This is a genomic window from Mesorhizobium sp. M5C.F.Ca.IN.020.29.1.1, assembly GCF_003997375.1.
GTDB classification, from domain to species: domain Bacteria; phylum Pseudomonadota; class Alphaproteobacteria; order Rhizobiales; family Rhizobiaceae; genus Mesorhizobium; species Mesorhizobium wenxiniae.
Map to the genome: position 1 here is coordinate 1 of NZ_RZSW01000966.1, position 1,282 is coordinate 1,282.

Annotated in this window: 2 protein-coding genes; one reads left to right on the plus strand and one right to left on the minus strand. The window is 61.8% G+C overall.

The window, feature by feature from the left end:
• Window positions 1-386: aminotransferase class I/II-fold pyridoxal phosphate-dependent enzyme (locus EOA85_RS35445; RefSeq protein WP_127212742.1), on the minus strand; the 386-nt coding region annotated here is incomplete at its 3' end.
• Between the two features lie 83 nt (window positions 387-469).
• Between EOA85_RS35445 and EOA85_RS35450 the strand changes: the two genes are divergently transcribed.
• The gene (locus tag EOA85_RS35450) at window positions 470-1,156 is read left to right on the plus strand and encodes a GNAT family protein (protein ID WP_095517269.1); all 687 of its coding nucleotides are present in this window, start codon (window positions 470-472) and stop codon (window positions 1,154-1,156) included.
• The last annotated feature ends 126 nt before the right edge of the window (window positions 1,157-1,282 follow it).

Here is a 1,282-nt window from a genome sequence, read left to right on the forward strand (position 1 = left end):
GGATAAATGGGAAAGCCGGGATCGGGATAGAGAATCTCGGCGCCCGGTTCGCCGAACATCAGGATCGCGGCGAACATGGTCGGCTTGCCGCCGGGCAGGATCATCACCGCCTCGGGCGAAACCTCGACCCCGGTGGTGGTCAGCGTGCGCCGCACCACCGCTTCGCGTGTCGCCAGCAGGCCGTTGGCCGGCGTATAGCCGTGGTGGCCGTCACGCAGCGCCTTGATCGCCGCCTCGACGATGTGCTGCGGCGTCTTGAAGTCGGGCTGACCGATGCCAAGATTGACGATATCGCGGCCCTGATGGGCGAGCGCGGTGGCACGAGCCAGCACCGCGAAGGCGTTTTCCTCGCCGAGACGATCGAAGGCCGAAATCGTGTGGAGCATTTTTCCCGTCCGTGTGGTTCTTTCACCGAGCGAGCGTTTTTGTGAGCGTCCGCTCACAAAAGTCAAACGGATTGGAGCTTTGGGTGTCGGAAAATCTCAAGAATTGGCAACCGCGCCCGCGGCCCGAACGCAAAGTCCTGGAGGGGCGCACTGTTAGGCTGGAACCGCTCAACGCCGAAAAGCACGGCGACGGCCTGTTCGATGCCTCGTCGGTGCCCGATATCGATGGCCGCTTCGCCTGGCTGTTCGACTATCCACCGCAGACCCGCGCCGCCTTCCAGCCATGGCTGGACAAGGCCGAAGCCAGCGAGGACCCGCTCTTCTTCGCGGTCATCGACAAGGCCAGCGGCAAGGTCGCCGGACGCCAGACGCTGATGCGCATCGATCCGGCCTATGGCGTGATCGAGATCGGCAACATCTATTGGGGGCCGCTGATCTCGCGCAAGCCGGCGGCGACGGAAGCGCAGTTTCTGTTCATGAAATACATCTTCGACGAGCTTGGCTATCGCCGCTACGAATGGAAATGCAACAACCGCAACGAGCCGTCGAAGCGCGCGGCGGAACGTTTCGGCTTCAAGTTCGAGGGCATTTTCCGCCAGCATCTTGTGGTCAAGGGCGAAAACCGCGATACCGCGTGGTACTCAATCATCGATAAGGAGTGGCCGGCCCTACGCAGAGCCTATGAGGCATGGCTCGATCCGGCCAATTTCGATGGCGACGGCCGCCAGAAGCGACGGCTCGAGGATTTCCGCGCCGAGTTCGGCGCCTGACCATGATCCCGAAAGTGGAAGCCGGTTTTTGCTGCGCTGACCTTCGGTTCGGGCAAGATCATGGTCAAACAGGAAGATAAGGCCTCCATCCCGATTCTGCCGGGATGGATCAGGCTCTAACAGGAG